The organism is Micrococcus luteus NCTC 2665, assembly GCF_000023205.1.
In the GTDB taxonomy this organism is placed as follows: domain Bacteria; phylum Actinomycetota; class Actinomycetes; order Actinomycetales; family Micrococcaceae; genus Micrococcus; species Micrococcus luteus.
This window is the reverse complement of record NC_012803.1, coordinates 2,123,486-2,143,044: the sequence shown is the minus strand read 5'-3', so window position 1 is coordinate 2,143,044 and position 19,559 is coordinate 2,123,486. Positions and strand designations below refer to the sequence as shown.

The window sequence follows — 19,559 nt, the reverse complement described above, 5'->3', positions numbered from 1 at the left end:
CGACCCCCGGAGGACGGACATGAGAGTCGCCCTGTTCGCCACGTGCATCGTGGACGCCATGTACCCGAAGGTCGCGCTCGCGACCGTGCGCATCCTCGAGCGCCTCGGCCACGAGGTGGTCTTCCCCCGGGGGCAGGGCTGCTGCGCGCAGATGCACGTCAACAGCGGCTACCTCGACGACGCCCTGCCCGTGGTGAAGAACCACGTGCGCACCTTCCAGGGCGCGGACTACGACGTCGCCGTCGCACCCTCCGGATCCTGCGTCGCCTCCCTCGGCCACCAGCAGCCCATGGTGGCCCGCGCCGCGGGGGACGAGGCCCTGGCCCGCGACGCCGAAGAGGTCGCCGCCAACACCTACGAGCTCGCCGCCCTGCTCACGGACGTCCTGGGCGTCACGGACGCGGCCGCCCAGCTCGGCTCCTGGTTCCCGCACACCGTGACATACCACCCCTCCTGCCACGGCATGCGGCTGCTCCGGCTGGGGGACCGGCAGGAACGCCTGCTGCGCTCGGTGGCGGACATCGACTACCACGCCCTGCCGGACGCGGAGGAGTGCTGCGGCTTCGGCGGGACGTTCTCCCTGAAGAACCCGGACGTCTCCGGCGCCATGGCCGAGGAGAAGATCGGCAACATCGAGCGCACGCAGGCCCGGCTGTGCACCGGCGGGGACGCGTCCTGCCTGCTGCACCTGGGCGGGGTCATGTCCCGGCGCGGGACCACCGCACCGGACGGCTCACCCGTCACCACCCTCCACTTCGCGGAGATCCTCGCCGCCACCCGCGAGAACCCGCTGGACGTCAGCGGCCCCGTGGACCTGTCCATCCCGGCGCAGGGACCCGCCCGCCGCCGTCGTCAGAAGGAGGCCACCCGATGACCCGCACGGCCCTGGGCATGCCCGCCGTCCGCCCCGCGCACGGCCACGGCAACATCGTCCTGGACGAGCCCTTCCCCTCCGCGGCCCGCACCCAGCTGGGCAACGCCCAGATGCGCGCCAACATCCACCACGCCACCCACACCATCCGCGGCAAGCGCGCACGCGTGGTGGGGGAGCTGCCGGACTGGGCCGAGCTGCGCCAGGCCGGCTCCGCCCTGAAGCAGCAGGTGATGGCGGACCTGCCCGCCCTGCTCGAGCAGTTCGAGCAGCGGGTCACCGCGCGCGGCGGCGTCGTCCACTGGGCCCGGGACGCCGAGGAGGCCAACCGGATCATCTCCGGGCTCGTGAAGGCCAAGGGCGTGGACGAGGTCATCAAGGTCAAGTCCATGGCCACCCAGGAGATCGACCTCGAGCACGCACTGCAGGCGGAGGGCATCGCCGCCGTGGAGACGGACCTGGCCGAGCTGATCGTGCAGCTGGGCCATGACAAGCCCTCCCACATCCTGGTCCCGGCCATCCACCGCAACCGGGAGGAGATCCGGGAGATCTTCGTGCGGGAGATGCCGGAGACCGACGAGTCCCTGACCTCGGACCCCTCCGCGCTCGCGGACGTGGCCCGCGTGCACCTGAGGGAGAAGTTCCTCACCACCTCGGTGGCCATCTCCGGCGCCAACTTCGGCGTGGCGGAGACGGGCACGCTGACCGTGGTGGAGTCCGAGGGCAACGGCCGCATGTGCCTGACCCTGCCGGAGACGCTCATCACCGTGATGGGCATCGAGAAGATCGTCCCCACGTTCCAGGACCTCGAGGTCTTCCTCCAGCTGCTGCCCCGCTCCTCCACCGGCGAGCGCATGAACCCCTACACGTCCATGTGGACGGGGGTCACTCCCGGCGACGGACCGCAGGAGTTCCACCTGGTGCTGCTGGACAACGGCCGCTCCGCGGTGCTCTCCGACCCCGAGGGCCGCTCCGCCCTGCACTGCATCCGCTGCTCCGCGTGCATGAACGTGTGCCCCGTCTACGAGCAGACCGGCGGCCACGCCTACGGCTCCGTCTACCCGGGACCCATCGGCGCCATCCTCTCCCCGCAGCTCACGGGCGTGCAGGAGGGGGCCAACGGCAGCCTCCCGTACGCGTCTTCCCTGTGCGGGGCCTGCTACGACGTCTGCCCCGTGGCCATCGACATCCCCTCGATCCTGGTGCACCTGCGCGATCAGGACGTGCGCGCCACCCACGCGCGCAAGAAGGAGGAGTCACGGGTGCCCCTGCCCTCGCAGATGGACCTGCTCATGGCGGGTGCCCGCACCGTGATGTCCTCCGGCACCCTCATGGGCATGGCCGAGCGCGGGCTGCCCGCGGGCCGGGTGGCCGCGGGCCGGGACGCCACCCTCGGGTGGCTGCCGGGGATCGCCGGCGGCTGGACGGACCAGCGGGACGTGCCCGCGCCCCCGCGCCAGTCCTTCCGCAACTGGTGGCGCGGCAACGCCGAGCACACCGAGGAGCGGGTGGCGCGCGATGGCGGACGCCGCGACGTCGCCGCCGAGGACGAGACCACGACGACGGACGGACAGGAGCAGCGATGAGCGAGGCCACCCCCACCACCGTCCCGGCCACCCCGACGCCCGGCCCGGGCGGGCCCGGAGGCGAGGCCCGGGCCGCGATCCTCGACCGGATCCGGCAGGCCCTGCAGGACGGCCCGACGCCGGACCCGGTGGAGCGGACCTACCGCCGCACCTCCGAGGCGGCGCCCAGCGACGTCGTCGAGCAGCTGGTGGACCGCCTCGTCGACTACAAGGCCGGCGTGCACCGCGAGGACCTGAGCACCGTGGCGGACCGGGTCGCGGACCTGCTGGGAGAGGGCGCCCGCTACGTGGTCCCGCCGGGTCTGGACCCGGCCTGGCTGCCCGGGGACGGACAGGGCCGGGTGCGGGTCACCGAGCCCGCCACCGCCGACGCGGGGGCCCTGGGGGTGCGCGAGCTGGACGAGCTGGACGCGGTGGTGACCGGCTCCACCGTCTCCTGTTCCGAGACCGGGACCATCTTCCTCACGGGCCGCCCCGAGGAGGGTCGGCGCGCCATCTCCCTGGTGCCGGACCACCACGTGTGCATCGTCGCGCTGGACACCGTGGTGGAGCTGTTCCCCGAGGCGCTCGCCCGGGTGGAGCCGACCGCCGCGATCACCATGATCTCGGGCCCCTCGGCCACCAGCGACATCGAGCTCGAGCGCGTCGAGGGCGTGCACGGGCCCCGACGGCTGGACGTCATCCTCCTGGACCGCTGAGCCCTCCGGCACCGGCGCGGCGGGGGAGGTCGCCGACCACGACGCCGGGCCGCGCCTTCCTGGGGAAGGTGCGGCCCGGCGTCGGGCAGGGGGCGTCCGCCCGGCCGTCAGATGATCGAGCGGCCCTCGCGGCGTGCATCGCGCCAGTCCTTGAAGAACGCGGCGGCGACGGTGATGAGGACGGCCAGCACGATCACCGGCCACATCAGGACGTACAGGGTGAGTCCGAGGGTCATCGGGGTCTCCTTCGGGGGTCAGATCGGTCGGTCGGTCAGGACGCGCGGGCGCCGGCGGGCTGGGCCACGGGGCGGTCGCCGGCGTCGTCGGCCGTCGGGTCGAAGTCGCCGGTCACCCGGGCGATGCGGTCGAAGTCGAAGTCCTGCCGGGAGCGGACGGACATGCCCCAGCAAACCAGGAACGAGACCGCGTAGGCCACGAGTGAGCCGGACAGGGTCGCGTAGTCGCGCAGGAAGCCGTAGCCGACGAACACCATCGCCGCGGAGGCCAGCGCCCCCACCGCCACGGCGGCCCGCAGCCCGAAGAACCCGAAGGCCATGATCCCGAGGACCACGCCGACGCCGATGATCGCCAGGGTCTCCACCACGATCGCCCAGGCGCCGGTGAGGGGGATCCACTCGAAGCGCACCGGCAGGAACACGACGAGCGCGGCGAGCACGCCCACGGTGAAGGCCGCGTTGGTGACCTTGCGCCAGTAGAAGGACGCGATCACGGGGAACACGAGACAGCCCCACAGGGCGCCCACGAACACGAGCAGGTCGAGGATGTTGAACTGCGCGGTGGCGAAGTACAGGGCGGCGGCGGTGGCCACGATCATGGTGACGCGGCCGATCAGCAGCATGGTCTTCGGGTTCGCGTTCTCGCGGCCCACGGACTGGCCGTAGACGTCCGCCATCACGATCGAGGACAGCGCGGAGAGGTCCGAGTCCGCCGTGGAGGACAGCGAGCCGATGATCATCAGGAACGCCAGGGCCACCACGAGCAGCGGCAGGTAGCTGGAGACCATCTGCGGCAGGAGGTTGTTGACGTCGCCGTCGAGCGGCTCGACGCCCAGGTACAGGGCCATCACGCCGAGCATGCCGACGCCGATCACGGTGCCGCCGTAGCCGAGGGTGGCCGTGACCAAGGTGGGCTTGATGAGGTCCTCACGCACGGCGAAGAGGCGCTGGGCGATGGTCTGGTTGCCGATCGCGTAGGCCAGCACGGCCGCGATGTACGGCGCCCCCTGGTTCATGAACGCCTCGGAGGAGAAGAAGCTCTGCTGCTGGGCCGTGACGTGGCCCGCCTCGACGCCGGCTCGGAACATGTCCGGGCCGCCGGCGACGAAGAACACGGCGGGGGTGATGATGACGGTCGCGCCGAGCATGGCCATCACCTGGGCGAAGTCGGTGAGCACGGAGGCACGGAAGCCGGACCACAGGGTGTACAGCAGCACGCCCGCCGCCACGATCAGGATGCCCGCGCCGAAGGACAGCGGGGACAGCAGGGAGATCAGGGCGCCGCCGGCGATGAAGTTGGAGGTCAGGGAGATGACGGAGCCGAGCACGGGAGACGCCGTACGTGTAGCCGGCGGTCACGGAGGCGTACATGGAGGCGGCCCAGATCCAGGTGGCCGTCATGGAGGCGGCGGACACGCCGAAGCCGATCTGGTTGCCTGCCGTCATGTAGGCGTCGGCGTTCTCCCTCTTCTGGGAGATGGCCACGGACATGATCATGGTCCCGGCGTAGAACAGCACGACGAGCAGGATCACCCCGATCACGCCGAGCTGGGTCAGGGACGCTGCATCCTGGGAGGGCGGCATCGAACTTCCTTTCGCACGAGTGACGACGGACGTCCCGGTCTCCCGGCGCGGTCCGGTCGGGGCACGGCTCCGCAGGGCGGAAGGTGGCGTACCGATCACGTCGCGGCCAGGGGGCCGGGGAGGTGGAGGGCATCCCGCCGGGTCCCGAGTCCACGATCGGCGAGCTCTCTGCTCAAGCCATCGCGGTCCCTCGGCCCTGGGCGGCGCTGTCAACACCGGCATCCCGGCGGGACGAGCCCGCCTGGATGGGTTGAGCATCACATGGTCGGCGCAGAAATGGCAAAAACATAGAGCCTTTTCAGTGAGGTCGGGAGCAGGAGCGCCCGGCACGGAAGTCGGACAGAATGGGCGGATGACCGTTCCCTCCGGCTCCCCGGCCGCCCCCTCCGCCCCCGCTTCCCGACGACGGCGCCGCGCCCTGGCGGCGGCGCTGGCCGTCGCCGTCGTGGTGCAGCTGGTGGTGCTGTACCTGCCGGGCGAGCAGGTGCCGGAGGCCGGGTTCACCGTGCCCGGACTGGACAAGGCGATCCACGTGGCCGTGTTCGCGCTGCCCGCGTTCCTCGCCGTCGCGCGGGGGCAGAGTGGGTGGTGGGCGCTGCCGTTCGCGGTGCACGCGCCGGTGAGCGAGCTCGTGCAGCACGCGTGGGTGCCGCTGCGGACGGGGGACCCGGTGGATGTCGTCGCGGATCTGGCGGGTGTGGTGCTCGGCGTGCTCGCCGCGTGGAGTCGCCGGATTGGAGGATCGGGGGCGTCGGGCGTATGATGGTCCGGTGCGCTCCCGCGGGAGGGCATGACCTGGGGCTATAGCTCAGTTGGTAGAGCGTTTCGTTCGCAATGAAAAGGTCAGGGGTTCAATTCCCCTTAGCTCCACGGACCGTCCCGGTCCGCGATCCCTGAGATCGCGGGCCGGGACTTTCTCGTGACAGGGGCGTGTGCGCCTGCCCTGCCCTCACCCCCGGGAGGGGGGCGGCGCTTCCGAGGGGACCCCCCGGGTGTCTACAGTGCCGGGGTACGTCAGCGCGGACGTGATGCGGTCGTGTCACCGCAGGTCAGTTGCGCTTCTGCCGCCCCGCACGGGGCCGTTCGGCCCGGCCTGGGCCGGGAAGGGGACGCCGATGCGCATCAGCGTGCTCACCCACATGCTCCACCCCATCCGTTCGCCCTACGAGGGCGGGCTGGAGATGCACACGGCCATGACCGTGGAGCACCTCGTGCGTCGGGGCCACGACGTCACCGTCTACGCGCGGGAGGGCACCCGGCTGCCGGGCGACGTCGTCGCCGTGCTGCCTGCCGAGGGCGCCGGCGCGGGCCGCGCGGGCGCCCTCGTCCGCGAGGAGGCCGCCCGCCGGGCCTGCGCGCTGATCCTCGACGACGACTCCGACGCCGTCCTGAACAACTCCCTCTCCCCGGTGCCGCTCGAGCTGCTGCGCGCCCGCCCCATGGTCACCGTCCTGCACACGCCGGCCACGCTGGCGGAGGTGCTGGCCCTCGTCGACGCCCCGGACTGGACGGCCCCCCACCACCACCGGTGGGCCTCGGTGTCCGCGTCGAACGCGCTGGCCTGGCAGCACCGGCTGCCCCGGGTGGACGTGGTGTCCAACGGGATCGAGCTGCACCACTGGGTCTCCGACGCCGTCCCCGTGCGCGGCCGCGCCGTGTGGTCGGGTCGGATCACGGCGGAGAAGGGCCTGCACGTGGCGATCGACGCCGCCCGGATCGCGGGCATGGAGCTGCACTTCGCCGGGCCGATCTCGGACGAGGAGTACCACGCCTGCGAGGTCGTGCCGCGGCTCGGCCCGGACACCGTCTACCACGGCCACCTCGACCATCAGGCGCTGCCGCACATGCTCGCCACGGGCGAGGTCTTCCTGGCCACGCCCCTGTGGGCCGAGCCGTTCGGGCTCGCCGTGGTCGAGGCCATGGCGCTCGGCGTGCCGGTGGCCGCGCTGCTCAGCGGCGCGATGGGGGAGATCGTCGCCCCGCAGGCCGGCGCGCTGGCCGTGCACCACACGGCGCAGGAGCTCGCGGTCTCGATCCGTCACGCCCGCCGCAAGGACCGGGGACGCGTGCGTGCATGGGCCTGTCGGTTCAGCGCGGAGACCATGGTGGAGGGCTACGTGGACCTGCTCGAGCAGGCCGCGGAGGACGCCCGCGACCTCGCCGCCGGCGAGGACACGTACGGGTTCGACCCGCAGGGGGTCCCGCGCCCGTCCGCCGACGCGGCAGACCTGGAGTCCCTCTGATGGCCCCGGCCCGCAGGCGGGTCCTCTACTACGCCCACCAGCACGGGGCGGGGCACCTGCGGCACGCCGCCGGCCTGGCGTCGACCGGGGCGTTCGACGTGACGGTCGTGACCGCCCACCCCCGGGCGGCCGAACTGCTGCCCGCGGACGTCCCCGTCATCCCGCTGCCCTCGGACCTCGTGCCCGGCCACGAGCAGCCGGCCCGCTCGCCCCTGCACTGGTCCCCGGTGGGGCCCGAGATCCGGGCGCGCTTCGACGCCCTCCACGCGGCGGCGCAGCGGGTGGACCCGGACGTGTGCGTGGTGGACGTGTCCGTGGAGGCGGCCCTGTTCCTGCGCCTGGCGGGCTGGCCCGTGCTGCACCGCCGCATGCACGGCGAGCGCACGGACCCCGCGCACGCCCTCGTCTACGCCGAGGCCGACGGCCTCTTCGCCCACTACGCCGCCGAGCTCGAGGTCCCCGCCTGGCGCGCCGCCCACGCGGACCGGGTCACCTACCTCGGGGTCGCGGACGTCACCGGCCGGCTCGGCAGCCGCGCCACGACGACGTCGACGGCCCGCGCCGCCCCGCGCGTCGCCGTGATCGCCGGGACGGGCGGCGGCGGGGTGCGGGCCGCGGACCTGGCCCGGGCGGCATCCGCCGTGCCGGAGGCGACGTGGGAGGTGTACGGCCCGATCGCCGGGGTGGGCGAGCCGGAGGCGCCGGGCGGGCTCGCGGCGGAGGCGATGCCCGCCACCGTGACGCTGCACGGCTGGGTCCAGGCGCCGGCCCGCCGGGCCGCGGACGCCGACGTCGTGGTGGTCTCGGCCGGGCACAACGCCGTGGTGGACGCCGCCCGCTCCGGCCGCCCCGTGGTGCTCGCCCCCGAGCCGCGGCCGTTCGACGAGCAGCGCGTGTTCGTCCGTGAGATCCACCGGGCCGCGGGCGTGCCGTGGTGCGCGTGGGAGGACCCGGACGCCGACTGGGCCGGCGCGGTGCGCGGCGCCCTCGCCGACCCGGCCGCCGCCGACCGGCTCGCGGGCCTGCTGCTCGTGGCGCCGGACGAGTACCGGCGGCGCTGGGAGGCGGCGATCGAGGGCGCCCTGGGCTGAGTCCGGCCCGCGCCCGCCGCCTCGCCGCTCAGTACGCGGCGTCGTCGCGGCGGGCGGCCGTCAGCTCCGCCTCCGTGGGGTGACGCAGCAGCTCGAGCCGCTCGCCCTCGGGCTCCCACGCGATCAGCCCCGCGTCCGCGAACGCGCGCAGCCACCCCTCCATGGCCCACCGGCCGTTCACCTGCCGGAAGCGGCGCGCGTTGACCAGGATGTCCTCGAGGTGGTGCAGCGGCGGGACCATCACGCCGTGGTGCTGGTGGAACGCCTCGGCGGGGCTGAACCGCAGCGTCAGGCCGGCGTCGCGGGCGCGGAAGGCCAGGTCCGTGTCCTCGGCGCCGTAGCCGGTGAAGCCCGCGTCGAAACCGCCGATGCGGGCCAGGTCCGCGCGGCGCAGCGCCAGGATCAGCGTCCACACGAGGTGCCACTCGTCCGAGGGCCCGGCGGTCAGGTGCGCGCGCGCCCGGTGGGGCACGGAGAGGCGGCGCAGCAGGGCGTCGGCGCGGTGCGAGGTCAGGTCGGCCTCCTCGACGGCGCTGGCCCAGCCCGGCCGCAGGTAGCGGGGCCGGCCCATCACCACGGACCCGGAGTGGGCCGCGACCTCGGTGGCCAGCACGCCGACGGTCTCGGCCGCCGGGATGCAGTCCACGTCGAGGAAGACGAGGATCTCGCCGGTGGCGAGCTCGGCCGCGCGGTTGCGGGCCTGCGCCAGCGGCAGGCCGGCCTCGGCGGCCACGTGCCCCACGGTGACGGGCAGGTCCGTGGCCGGGACGCGCCCGTCCGGCTGGCCCATGAACACCACGACGACCTGGTCCGGGCGGCGGTGGGAGCGTTCCAGCCCGGCGATCACGCGGGCCAGGTGCTCGTCCCGGTGCCCCGTGATGACCAGCACGGACACGCCCGGCAGCGCCCCGCGCGCCCGGGCGAGGGCCTCGCGGTAGACGGCCACGTGGGCGGCGGCCACGCGACGGCGCTGTCGGGCCCGGGCGGCGGGATCGGCGGGGGCAGTGCGCGCGCGGGCGCGCACCAGCGTCTCGAGCGCGTCGGCGAGGGAGTCGGGGTCCTCCGGGTCGAACGCGGCGAGCGAGTCGGGGGTCAGCCAGGCGCCGGACTGGTCCGCGATGTGCCCGATGTCCGCGACGGCCACCGGCACCCCCAGGTCCCGGCACATCTCCACCCAGCCCGAGTGGGTGCCGATGCGGTACGGCAGCACGGACACGTCCACGTCACGCAGCAGCGCGTGCAGGGCGGGGTCGTCGAGCCGATCGTGCTGCCACAGCTCGAAGCCGTGGTGGGCGCAGCCTGCGCGCAGCGCGGCCAGGGCGTCCTCGTCCTGCACGGTGTCCTGGACCTCCACGGTCACCCGCGCGTCGACACCGCGCTCGGCCAGCGTCCCGACGGCGGCGGCGAGCACCGGCAGCAGCGCCACCGGGGCCACCTGGGCCCGCAGGTCCTTGGCGTGCACCAGCAGGCGGGCGGGGGCGGCCGCGCCGTCGCCGTCGTCGGACGCGTCGGGGGGCAGCAGGCCGGGGGCGTCGTCGTCGCCCTGCGCCACGAGGTCCTCGAGCGGGACGATGTGCGGGTGGGGGACCACGAGGGCGCGCACGCCGTAGTCGCGGGCGAGGGTCGCCGCGGCGCCGGGGGTGAGCGTGAGCACGGTGTCCGCGCGGCCCAGCAGCACGGCCAGGCGGTCCCGGTGGGGGCCCTGGTCCGTCAGGTGCGGGTTCTCGAGGTCGTGCACCGTCACGACGACGGCGCCCCCGTGCGCGTGCTGCGCGTCCAGAGCGGCGGCCAGCTGGGCGGGGCTGAAGTGCTCGAAGCCGAAGTGCACGTGCAGCACGTCCGGGCGGTGCTCGGCCAGCCACTCCGCGTGCAGGGCCCGGGGCGGCCACCACTGGTGTGCGGGCGCGCCCGGCACCGGCGGGTCCGGCAGGAACTCCACGTCCGGCGCGGCGCCCGGGTCGAGGGGGCGGATCGCGCGGGTGTACGGGTGCTGCGCGGGCACGTGCTGGACGGTGATGCTCACGGGGGAGGGCCTCCTGACCTGGGGGATGCGATGCCGCGCGGGCGGCGTGTCCCCGTCCCGGGTCGGGGGTCGCGAAATCTAGTCTGTCAGGGCAGGATCGGAGAATCGGAGCAGCGGCATCCTGTCCGTTCCGGCGCGCCGCCGCGTCGAGGAGCGCCGCCGCAGGTGAAGGGGATCGTGGACGTGGACTCGCAGCCGCAGGGACGTGTGCTGTACGTGACCGTGGGCGTGCCGGAGCACGGCGTGGTGCGCCATGGCCGGCAGATCGCCGCCGCCCTCCGGAGGGTGGGCGCCGAGGTGGAGCTGCTCAGGGCGGAGGACGTCGCGGCGTTCCGGGGCCTCGTGCCCCTGCTGGAGGAGGCGCGGGCGCTGGGCGCCGCCGTGCACCTGGACGTCACGGACGCACTGTTCGGCCCCACCGCGACCGCCGCCGCGGACCTGCTCGTCGACGTCCTGCCCGCGGGCACCACGCTCACCCTGCACGACATCCCGCAGCCCGCTGAGGGCGACGGCCGCTACCGCCGCCGCGGCGAGGCGTACGCGCGGCTCGCCCAGGCGGTGGCCGGCGTCGTGGTCTCCTCCCAGCACGAACGGGCGCTGCTGGCGGACCTCGTGGACGTGGCCGCGGACGTGGTCCCGCTGCCCGTGGAGGACCGCCGGGCCGCGGCCGCCCGTGCCGAACCGGTGGTGCCGGAGAACATGGCCGGCCTCGACCAGGACCTCGTGCTCTTCGGCTTCGTCTACCCGGGCAAGGGGCACGCCCTCGCCCTGGAGGCCCTCACCGAGCTGCACCGCCAGTGGGGTCCGGACTCCGGGGCGCCGCGCCGGCTGACGGCGCTCGGACCCGTCAGCATCGGGCATGACGGCCTCGTGGCGGAGCTGACCCGCGACGCCGAGGCGCGCGGCCTGGAGTTCCGCGTCTCCGGGTTCGTGCCGGACGAGTTCGCGGACGCGGCCCTGCTCTCGGCGGGCATCCCGTTCGCGGCGCACCGCAACGTGTCCGCGTCCGGGTCCCGGCGGCGTGGACCTCGGTGGGGCGGCGGCCCATCGCCTCCGCCGGCCGCTACACGGAGGAGATGGAGCGCCTGCGCCCGGGCACCCTGCGGCTCGTGCACCCGAACGGGTCGCCGGCCTTCGCGATGGCCGAGGCGATCGCCGAGGCGGTCGAGGACCCCGAGCGCACGTGGCTCGACCCCGCCGTGGACCTCTCGCCCGGGGCCGAGGACTGCGCGCGGATGCTGTTCGACGTGCTCCGCCGCGTGCACAGGTGGACGTGAGCGCCGCCGTCTCCGTGGTGGTGCCCTACTACCGGGCCCAGGCGGACCTCGACCGGCTCATGGCCGCGCTCGCAGCCCAGCGCGGCCTGACCGGCGGGCTGCAGCTCGTGGTGGCCGACGACGGCTCGCCCGTCCCGCCCCGGGTGGACCCGGGCCTGCCGTTCGACGTGGTGACCGTGCGCCAGCAGGACCGCGGGTTCCGCGCCTCGGCGGCCCGGGCGCTCGGGGCGGAGGCGGCCGACGGCGACGTGCTCGCCTTCCTCGACGGGGACATGCTCCCCGAACCCGGGTACCTCAACGCGGCGCTGGCGGCGGTGGCCGAGGCGCCCCGGGACGCCGCGGTGGTGGGCCGGCGGCGGCACCTCGCCGAGGCCTGGCTGGAGCGGGCCTGGGCGGACGGATGGCGGCCCGGGGACGAGGTGCCCGCGGACTCCCGCCTGGCCGAGCCGGCCTGGCTGGGTGACGGGTACCGCGCCACGGACGACCTGCGCCGCGCCGACTCCACCGGCTACCGGTACGTCATCTCGGCCGTGCTCACGGTGGCGCGCGAGGTCTACGAGGACGCCGGCGGCTTCGACCCCGCGTTCGTGGGCTACGGCGGGGAGGACTGGGAGCTGGCGCACCGGCTGTGGCGCGTGGGGGCGGCCCTGCGCCACGCGCCGGACGCCGTGGCGTGGCAGGCTGGCGCCGACTTCGGCGGACGCGGCGACGCCGCCGAGGCCGCCCGGGTGAAGGCCCGCGAGGCGCTCGTGCTGGCCTCCCGCATCCCCGCGACGACGGCCCGCGGCCACGGCCTGTCCCTGGCCGGCCCGCTGCGGGTCGAGGCGCGCGTGCGGGTGCCGGAGGGCGCGGACGGCGCGGCGGCGGCCGTGGTGGCGGTGGACGCCGTGCTGTGCGCGGCACCGGGGGCGCGGGTCGGCGTCGTGGGCGGCCTCGACGAGGCGGCGGCGCGGGCGCTCGGTGACCCCCGCGTGCGGCTGCTGGGCGAGCCCGGCGGCGGCGCGGCGGCGGCCCAGGACCTGCCGTCGACGCCGGCGCGCGGCGACCTCGACGCCGTGCGGTCGGTGCCCGACTGGTCCGTGGACGTGCACGTGCCGCTGCGGCCCGCCACGGCCGGAGCCCGGCCTGACGCGGACGCCGTCGCCGCGTGGCTGCTGCGCCTGGAACGGGCCGGCGTCGAGCGCGTGGAGGTGCTGGGCGAGCCGGGCGAGCGGGGCGCGCGCGACGTGCTCGCCGTGCTGACGTGCGCGCGGGCACGGTGGCGGCGCCGGCGGGGCGGGACGGCGCGGGTGTGGCGGGTGCCCGTCTCCCGGTTGGGCTGGGCGCCCGTGGCCGCCGTGCCGGACCTCGAGGCGTGGTGGGGCGGCTGGGGCTGAGCGGGCCGGTGCCCTGCGGGGCGGGGCTGGCACAATCGCGGACAGGACGGAACACGGGAGGACCGATGAACGAGCTGGACGAGCTGGACTTCGTGGCCGTGGAGATCCACACCGCGGGGGCCGACCCGGCGTCCGTGTGCGCCGTGGACATGGCCCTCGTGCGCGGCGGCGAGATCGTCGCCGCCGAACGGTGGCCCGTGCGCCCGCCGACCGGGCCGACGTCGTTCTCCCGCCTGCACACTCAGCTGCACGGGGTGGACGAGGCCGCCGTCGCCGACGCGCCGGAGTGGCCCGAGGTGGCCGCCCAGCTCGACCTGCTGGGGGAGCACCTGCCGTTCGTGGCGTCCGGGGCGGACCGGGACCGGGGCGCCTACGAGGCGGCCACCCGAGCGACCGGCGGGACGCCGCAGGAGCACGAGTGGCGCGACGCCCTGGCCCTGGTGGGCCGTCTCCGCCCGGACGTCGCCCCGCCCCGGATCGCGACCGCGGCCCAGGCCCTCGGCATCCCCGACGGCGGACACCCGGCCGGCGCCGGGTCCGAGGCCGTGCGGACCGCCGAGGTGGTGCTGGCGCTCGCGCGTCAGAGCGGGTGGGGCACCGTGCGCCGGCTCTGGAGCGAGGCGGCACCGCCCGCCCCGGACGAGCCGATCATCCCGGAGTCCCTGCGCCGGCGCCACGACACGGAGCCGTCCGTGCCGCCGGCGGGCGCGCACCGGTGGGCGCCGCCGTCGCCGGCACCCGTCCCGGCGTCCGGGGCACCGGCCACGCGCGGGGGCGGCGTGGGGTGGAAGCTCGCGGGCACGGCCATGGTGGGGATCGCGCTGGGCGCCGCACTGTTCTTCGTGGCGAGCATCTCGGTGATCATGGAGTACCTGGGGGACGGGCGCGGCTCGGACGCCACCGTGGGCATGGGCATCGCGGCGCTCTGCGCGTTCCTGGCCTGGTGGTTCGGGAAGACGGGTGTCGACTGGATCCGTCGCGAGGACGGCTGAGGAGAGAGGACGCAGGCGTGCAGGAAGACGAGGGACGACGTCGGCACTACGGGCACTTCTACGGGCTCGAGGACCTGCCCGAGGGCGACCTGCTGCTGGTGTGGGGCAACTGCCAGGGCGAGTCGTATCGGCGGCTCCTCGGCGGGGAGCCCGGCACACCGCTGCACGGGGCGGACCTGGTGAGCGTCCGCGTGCCGCCCGCCTTCGAGGTCCAGCCGGACGAGGTCGAGCACCTGGAGCGGCTGCTGCCCCGCGTGAAGGCGCTCGTCACCCAGCCGATCCCGCACGACTACCGGGGCATGCCCATCGGCACGGACCAGCTCGTGGCCCGGCTGCCGAAGGACGCCGCCGTGGTGCGGATCCCCGTGGTGTACGACGTCTCGCGCTTCCCCTGGCAGGTCACCCTCCGCAACTGGAAGGTCGCGCCCGGGGCGGCCGAGCGGCCGGGGGAGGACCCGCCCGTCGTGCCGTACCACGATCTGCGCGTGCTGCCCGAGGCGGCGACGGGCCGTCGTCGGGAGGTGGCGCCGGCGGCGATCCGCGAGGCCGCGGCCGCGTCCGTGCAGGCGCTGCGGGCGCGGGAGGAGGCGAAGGGGACGCTGTCCATGGCGGATCTGGTGGCGGCGGAGCGGGGCGTCGGCTTCTACACCGTGAACCACCCGACCAACACGCTGCTGACCCGCGTGGCCGAGCGCGCGGCCGAGCACCTGCCGGGCGACGTCGCCGTCCAGCCCGTGCCCGCCTCCCGCGTGCTCCTCGGCGGGGTGCGCGCGCCCCTCGAGGCGGTCGTGGTCGAGGCCCTCGACCTCGACGCCGAGCCGACCGAGGACTGGACCGTGGCCGGACAGACCGTCCCGGCCGAGCAGCTGCGACAGACCCACCTGGACTGGTACGCACAGAACCCGCAGGCCGTGGAGGCTGGGATGCGCAAGTACGCCGACCAGCTGCGGCTGCTGGGCCTCGCCGGCTGAACGGCTGACCCCGCCCCGCCAAGCACTTTCGTTCGGGAAACGGCGGCATGTCGCACCGCTTTCGTTCGGGAAACGGCGCGCGCCCCGCTGTTCGCGCCCGGCGCGTTGCGGCGACAGCGGCCGCGGCGCGCCCGACGACGGCCCCTCGCCTCAGGCGATCCGGTGGAGCCGATGCTCGCCGTCGCCGACGCCGAAGACCGCGCGCGTGCGCACCGACGAGCCCAGCTCGCTCACGTAGTCGACCACGCGGAAGCGGGCCTCGAGCATGTGGGCGGAGAGGTCCACGCGGAGGTAGCCGCGCAGGTCGTTGTTGAACTTGATGTGCGGGTTCCACGCGAGCGCCTCCGCGGCGGCGTCCGAGCCGTCGCCGCCCGAGGTGATCGACGTGGTGATGAGCTCGACGCCCACGGACTCCGAGGAGAGGTCGTTGAAGTCCCGCTTGATGTCCGAGGCGAAGGCCTCGTGGATGTCACCGGTGAGCACCACGGGGTTGCGGACGCCCGCCGCGGTCCACGCGCTGACCACGCGGTCGCGCGAGGCGACGTAGCCGTCCCATGAGTCCATGTCGCCCCACAGGAGCGGGCCGGAGGAGCGGTCGTACTGCACGAACGGCACCTGCTGCGTGATGAGGTCCCAGCGGGCGACCGAGGTCTCGAAGCCCTCGCGCAGCCACGCCTCCTGCGCCGCGCCCGTGATGGTGCGCCGCGGGTCCCGTGCGTCGGCGTCGACGACCTTCACCAGGTCCAGGTTGGCCTGGTCCGAGCGGTATTGGCGCGTGTCCAGGAGGTGGAACGTGGCGAGGTCGCCCCACTGGACGCGGCGGTAGAGCTGCATGTCGATGCCGCGGGGCACGGACGACGCGCGGAGCGGCATGTTCTCGTAGTACGCCTGGAACGCGGCGGCGCGGCGCGCGAGGAAGTTCGGGTCCCAGATCTCCGGGGTCTCGTCCGCCCAGTTGTTCTCGAGCTCGTGGTCGTCGAAGATCACGAGCCACGGGGCGGCGGCGTGCGCGTCCTGCAGGTGCGGGTCCGTCTTGTACTGCGCCATGCGGGCCCGGTACTGGGCGAGGGTGCGGGACTCCCCGTTCCTGTGGGCGCGTGGGACGCCCGAGGAGACCGGGTACCCGTACGGCATGATCTCGTAGTAGTAGTCGCCCAGGTGGACCATGAGGTCGGGACGCTCGGCGGCCATGTGGCCGTAGGCGGTGAAGTAGCCGTGCTCCCAGTTGGCGCACGAGGCGACCGTCATGGTGAGGCGGCTCGGGTTCGAGCCGCGGGCGGGCGCGGTGACCGTGCGGCCGACGCGCGAGAGGTGGCCGAGCGCGCGGAACCGGTAGAAGTACTCGGTGCCGGGGCGCAGACCGGTGAGCGTGACGTGCACCGCGTAGCCCTGCGTGCGGTCCGTGGTGACGGCGCCCGACCGGACGACCTTGTGGAAGCCCTCGTCCGTGGCCACCCGGTACTCCACCCTGAACGACTGGTCCGGCATGCCGCCGAGGCCGTCGAGCGCGAGGGGGTCCACGGCCAGGCGGGTCCACAGGACCGCGCCGTCGGGCCACGGGTCGCCCGAGGCGACGCCGAGCGTGAACGGCGTGGGGCCGGTGGCCGCGTGGGCGGTGCCGGCTGGCGTGGACAGCAGCGCCGCGGAGGCGACGACGAAGCCCGCCCCGCCGAGGAGGGTGCGGCGGGAGACGGGGTGGGCGGCCGGGTGCGCGGGGTCAGTGTGCGAGGTCACCCGTGCAGGGTGGCAGGGGCGGAGACGCGGACGTGACCGGGCGGTGACGGCGGGGTGGGCGGTCAGGTGCGACATCGGCCCATAGGGGCTCTTCACACTTGAGCGTGGAGTCCTGCTCGAGGGTGGATCTGGGAGCGTCGGCGTGTCCGTCGGAAGCTCCTGGCCAGAATACGTGACTGGTAGTTGGTCTGGTTGCGGAACCCGCGGCCGGTGCGCTTGACCTGTTTGATGGCCGTGTTGGCCGCCTCGGTGCGGGCGTTCGTGACTCGGGTGCGGATGAACACCTTGATCTCGACCCACCACTTCCCCACGGTGGCCGAGAGCCTGTCAGCCTCCGGCAGTCCTGCGGCGGCTACGGTCAGCTCGAAGTCGATCCGGGCGTTCTGGGCCGCTGCGACGGTGGGGGCGTTCAGGATCCGCCGCAGGTGCTCCTTGACCGCCCAGGCGGCGGCGACCTGCTCATAGGCATCGTCGTCCAGGACGTGCTCGAGTCGGCGCAGGCCGGCCTCGGTGAGTCGGTCCCCGGCCCGCAGCAGCAACATCCGGTGAGCCCACACGGCATCCTGCTTGCGGCCCCGCCGGCCCAGGACTTCGCGCACCACGCGTTGGCGGACCTCGGTGAGCATCTGGTTGCCGAGCTTGACCAGGTGGAAGTGGTCCACGCTGATGTCCACGGTCGGCAGCACCTTGCGGATCGCGGTGCGGAACGTGGCCGAGGGATCGATGGCGACCACCTCGAGCCGATCCAGCCAGGCTTCGGAGCGTTCGGCCAGCCAGGCGGTGACGTTGCGGGAAGACCGTCCGTCGACGACGCCGAGCACGTGCCCGGTGTCGGCGACGACAAAGGTGCTCATCCACGGCTCGACCCGGCACCAGACGGCCGTGTCGGGGTGTTTGAACCACTTGGCGGTGGCGAACCGGTGCTCGTCGATGCCCAGCGCCCGCACCGGCACCTTGTCGACCTCCGGCAAGACCATGGTGTGGCCCAGGATGGCGGCGTTGACGGTGCCCCACGCCAGGCCATGCGCGTTGGCGGCTTCCGCGGTGGCCCGGCCGGAGTCCAGCACCGCGGCCACCACGGCCTCCCGCAACCGGGTGGTACACCGGGCCCGGGCCGGCAACTGGTCCGTGGTCTGCGTGAAGGTCCGGCGCGGGCAGGCCCCCTCGGCGCACAGGAACCTGGGCTTGACGACAACCAACTCCAACAGGTCCCCACCGACAGGGATGTCCTTCACGGACTGGCGGACCCGCTGGTGCACCCGGCCCGAGAACACCCCGCAGCCCGGGCAGGCCCCCTCGGCGGCATCGGCGGCCACAACGACACGCCTACCTCCCAGTGGCCGGTCGAGGGCCTGAAGGACGGTGTATCCCTCCAGGTTGAACACCACCGATGCCGCCGCACGGACGTGGTGCTCGGCAGCGGCGTGGGCAGGCAGGGGCAAGGCAGCGCGCGTACGCTGGGACATGGCTCGTGTCCTTCGTGATCGAGGTTAGATTCTTCGCAAAATCCATCCTCTTGCAAGGGCACGGGCCCTTGACTCACGACACCCCCACGCTCAACTGGGAAGAGCCCCCATAGGACACGCGACAATGCGCAAAATCCATTTGCGCTAATCGTCTATCGACTAAGGCTCACCCCTCTTGTGCTATTCGCGGGCCGGAGTAATCTCGATTCCAGCAGCGCCGCCCCATCCCGGGGCGGGCCCGAACCGGGAGGATCACGCCATGACCACCGCCGTCCGCACCTGCGCCGCCGCGCCTGCGCCTTCAACGCCCAGTCGTCCTGCAACGCCCTGGCCATCACCGTCGCCGGCTCCGACCGCACGCCCGGCTGCGGCACCTTCGTCCAGCTGGACGTCCGCCGCCCGGTGACCGAGGGCACCTCGACCGTCGGTGCGTGCCACCGCCTCGAGTGCACGTACAACGCCGACCTCGCCTGCACCGCCGAGGGCATCGAGGTCACGGACGTGGCCACCTGCGCCACCTACACGATCGACTGACGCCGCCCCTCAGGGGCGGGCGACCCGCGCCGGGATCGCGTCCAGCAGTCGCCGCCAGGCGTGCCGCGGGCTGTGGTCGAGCCGACCCGCGCCGGGCAGGGCCACGTGCACCGCGGTGCTCTCGCCATCGCGGACGCGCAGCAGGGTCACCCCGGCTTCGTCCGCGTCGAGGGCGTGGGCGGGGGACTCGGACAGGGGTGCGGTGCCGACCTGCAACGGGGTGCTCTCGCCCGGCAGCAGGCCCAGGGCGACGGCGTCGGCCAGGTCCGCGAGCACCTCGGGGGCGGTGCCCAGCACGTCGTCCGCCAGGTCTGCGAGCTCGGCCTGGTCGACCAGTCCGCGCGACGTGAGCGGCAGGGTGTGGCGGCAGAACACGGCGACGCCGTCGACGTCGTGCAACAGGATCCGCTGGGTCTCGACGACGCCCACGCGCACCCGCGGGCCGACGTCGGCCACGAGGTCCGCGACGCGACCGCGCAGCCCCAGCTCCGCGACCTCGGCCGAGTCCCGGCACCAGCGCAGGGTGCCGAGCAGATGCACGGACGCCAGGCGGGTGGGGACCGTGAGGTCCAGGGCGTCGCGCAGGACGTCCACGCGCACGTCCAGCGGCGCGGGCGTGTGGAACGCGCCGAGCGAACCGAGGAGGTTGGGGACGTGGGCGACCACGAGGCGGCCGTCCGCGCTCACGCCGTGGACGGCCGTGGTGAGCGTCTCGCCGGCGCGGAAGGCCGTGACCTCGACGGAGCCCTCGCCGCGGAGCAGCCGCTGGGCCAGCAGCAGACGACGGGGCGCCACGGGCGGCAGCGGATGGGCGGGGTGCGTGGAGGCGTGGGCCATGGGGGTCCTTCCGGCGGGGGTCCGAGAACCAGTAAGGCAC

17 protein-coding genes, 1 tRNA gene and 1 pseudogene are annotated in these 19,559 nt (G+C 74.3%); 12 read left to right on the top strand and 7 right to left on the bottom strand.

Features of this window, described 5'->3' with window-relative positions; all coding sequences use genetic code 11:
• The first annotated feature begins 19 nt into the window (after positions 1 to 19).
• Genes MLUT_RS21370 through MLUT_RS21360 form a run of 3 tightly spaced genes read left to right on the top strand, consistent with a single transcriptional unit; the run spans position 20 to position 3,155 of the window.
• Positions 20 to 874: a (Fe-S)-binding protein gene (locus tag MLUT_RS21370; RefSeq protein WP_012751094.1), complete on the top strand. Its 855-nt coding sequence runs from the start codon at positions 20 to 22 to the stop codon at positions 872 to 874.
• Entirely contained in the window at positions 871 to 2,457 is a 1,587-nt protein-coding gene (locus MLUT_RS21365; RefSeq protein ID WP_010080131.1) for a LutB/LldF family L-lactate oxidation iron-sulfur protein, read from the top strand. Before MLUT_RS21370 ends, MLUT_RS21365 begins: the two co-directional genes overlap by 4 nt.
• Positions 2,454 to 3,155 carry a LutC/YkgG family protein gene (locus MLUT_RS21360; protein WP_010080132.1) on the top strand — a complete coding sequence of 234 codons (702 nt, stop codon included), beginning with the start codon at positions 2,454 to 2,456 and terminating at the stop codon, positions 3,153 to 3,155. The genes MLUT_RS21365 and MLUT_RS21360 overlap by 4 nt, the downstream gene beginning before the upstream one ends.
• 107 nt (positions 3,156 to 3,262) lie before the next feature.
• Here MLUT_RS21360 and MLUT_RS23990 read toward each other — a convergent pair whose 3' ends face one another.
• Both MLUT_RS23990 and MLUT_RS23375 read right to left on the bottom strand, forming a co-directional pair.
• A complete protein-coding gene (locus MLUT_RS23990) occupies positions 3,263 to 3,391 on the bottom strand; it encodes a putative transporter small subunit (RefSeq protein ID WP_010080133.1) in 129 nt (42 codons plus the stop codon).
• Between the two features lie 35 nt (positions 3,392 to 3,426).
• A pseudogene (locus MLUT_RS23375) lies at positions 3,427 to 4,975 on the bottom strand (sodium:solute symporter family transporter).
• A gap of 352 nt (positions 4,976 to 5,327) precedes the next feature.
• On the opposite strand from MLUT_RS23375, the gene MLUT_RS21345 reads away from it, so the two are divergent.
• The 4 genes from MLUT_RS21345 (at position 5,328) to MLUT_RS21330 (ending at position 8,309) form a co-directional block, all read left to right on the top strand.
• Positions 5,328 to 5,738: a VanZ family protein gene (locus tag MLUT_RS21345; RefSeq protein ID WP_010080135.1), complete on the top strand. Its 411-nt coding sequence runs from the start codon at positions 5,328 to 5,330 to the stop codon at positions 5,736 to 5,738.
• 34 nt (positions 5,739 to 5,772) lie between these two features.
• Positions 5,773 to 5,845, top strand: a tRNA-Ala gene (locus MLUT_RS21340).
• A 245-nt stretch (positions 5,846 to 6,090) separates the two neighbouring features.
• The gene (locus MLUT_RS21335; protein WP_012751093.1) at positions 6,091 to 7,218 is read left to right on the top strand and encodes a glycosyltransferase; all 1,128 of its coding nucleotides are present in this window, start codon (positions 6,091 to 6,093) and stop codon (positions 7,216 to 7,218) included.
• Positions 7,218 to 8,309: a glycosyl transferase gene (locus MLUT_RS21330; RefSeq protein WP_012751092.1), complete on the top strand. Its 1,092-nt coding sequence runs from the start codon at positions 7,218 to 7,220 to the stop codon at positions 8,307 to 8,309. The genes MLUT_RS21335 and MLUT_RS21330 overlap by 1 nt, the downstream gene beginning before the upstream one ends.
• Before the next feature lie 28 nt (positions 8,310 to 8,337).
• Here the strand turns inward: MLUT_RS21330 and MLUT_RS21325 are convergent, their stop codons facing one another.
• Together MLUT_RS21325 and MLUT_RS24135 are read right to left on the bottom strand one after the other, a co-directional pair.
• Entirely contained in the window at positions 8,338 to 10,332 is a 1,995-nt protein-coding gene (locus MLUT_RS21325) for a glycosyltransferase (RefSeq protein ID WP_010080140.1), read from the bottom strand.
• Between the two features lie 78 nt (positions 10,333 to 10,410).
• Positions 10,411 to 11,193, bottom strand: a complete 783-nt coding sequence (locus tag MLUT_RS24135; protein WP_256998714.1) for a hypothetical protein — start codon at positions 11,191 to 11,193, stop codon at positions 10,411 to 10,413.
• Between the two features lie 215 nt (positions 11,194 to 11,408).
• Between MLUT_RS24135 and MLUT_RS24130 the strand changes: the two genes are divergently transcribed.
• The 4 genes from MLUT_RS24130 to MLUT_RS21305 all read left to right on the top strand — a co-directional run bounded on the left by MLUT_RS24130 (position 11,409) and on the right by MLUT_RS21305 (position 14,948).
• The gene (locus MLUT_RS24130; RefSeq protein ID WP_256998713.1) at positions 11,409 to 11,609 is read left to right on the top strand and encodes a hypothetical protein; all 201 of its coding nucleotides are present in this window, start codon (positions 11,409 to 11,411) and stop codon (positions 11,607 to 11,609) included.
• Positions 11,606 to 12,985, top strand: a complete 1,380-nt coding sequence (locus MLUT_RS21315) for a glycosyltransferase (protein ID WP_111763565.1) — start codon at positions 11,606 to 11,608, stop codon at positions 12,983 to 12,985. The genes MLUT_RS24130 and MLUT_RS21315 overlap by 4 nt, the downstream gene beginning before the upstream one ends.
• Positions 12,986 to 13,050: 65 nt before the next feature.
• On the top strand, positions 13,051 to 13,977 hold the full coding sequence (locus MLUT_RS21310) for a 3'-5' exonuclease family protein (protein WP_010080144.1): 927 nt from the start codon (positions 13,051 to 13,053) through the stop codon (positions 13,975 to 13,977).
• A 17-nt stretch (positions 13,978 to 13,994) separates the two neighbouring features.
• The gene (locus MLUT_RS21305) at positions 13,995 to 14,948 is read left to right on the top strand and encodes a WcbI family polysaccharide biosynthesis putative acetyltransferase (protein ID WP_010080145.1); all 954 of its coding nucleotides are present in this window, start codon (positions 13,995 to 13,997) and stop codon (positions 14,946 to 14,948) included.
• A 150-nt stretch (positions 14,949 to 15,098) separates the two neighbouring features.
• On the opposite strand, the gene MLUT_RS21300 is transcribed toward MLUT_RS21305, so the two are convergent.
• Positions 15,099 to 16,682 (bottom strand): alkaline phosphatase D family protein, encoded by a 1,584-nt coding sequence (locus MLUT_RS21300; RefSeq protein ID WP_041779821.1) that lies wholly within the window; start codon positions 16,680 to 16,682, stop codon positions 15,099 to 15,101.
• A 92-nt stretch (positions 16,683 to 16,774) separates the two neighbouring features.
• Entirely contained in the window at positions 16,775 to 18,148 is a 1,374-nt protein-coding gene (locus tag MLUT_RS21295; protein WP_012751137.1) for an ISL3-like element ISMlu13 family transposase, read from the bottom strand.
• A gap of 177 nt (positions 18,149 to 18,325) precedes the next feature.
• Here MLUT_RS21295 and MLUT_RS23365 point away from each other — a divergent pair, with 177 nt between their 5' ends.
• Positions 18,326 to 18,682, top strand: coding sequence for a DUF1540 domain-containing protein (locus MLUT_RS23365; protein ID WP_012751087.1), 357 nt, complete (start codon positions 18,326 to 18,328; stop codon positions 18,680 to 18,682).
• Between the two features lie 9 nt (positions 18,683 to 18,691).
• On the opposite strand, the gene MLUT_RS21285 is transcribed toward MLUT_RS23365, so the two are convergent.
• Positions 18,692 to 19,519, bottom strand: a complete 828-nt coding sequence (locus tag MLUT_RS21285; protein WP_010080149.1) for a hypothetical protein — start codon at positions 19,517 to 19,519, stop codon at positions 18,692 to 18,694.
• Between the last annotated feature and the right edge of the window lie 40 nt (positions 19,520 to 19,559).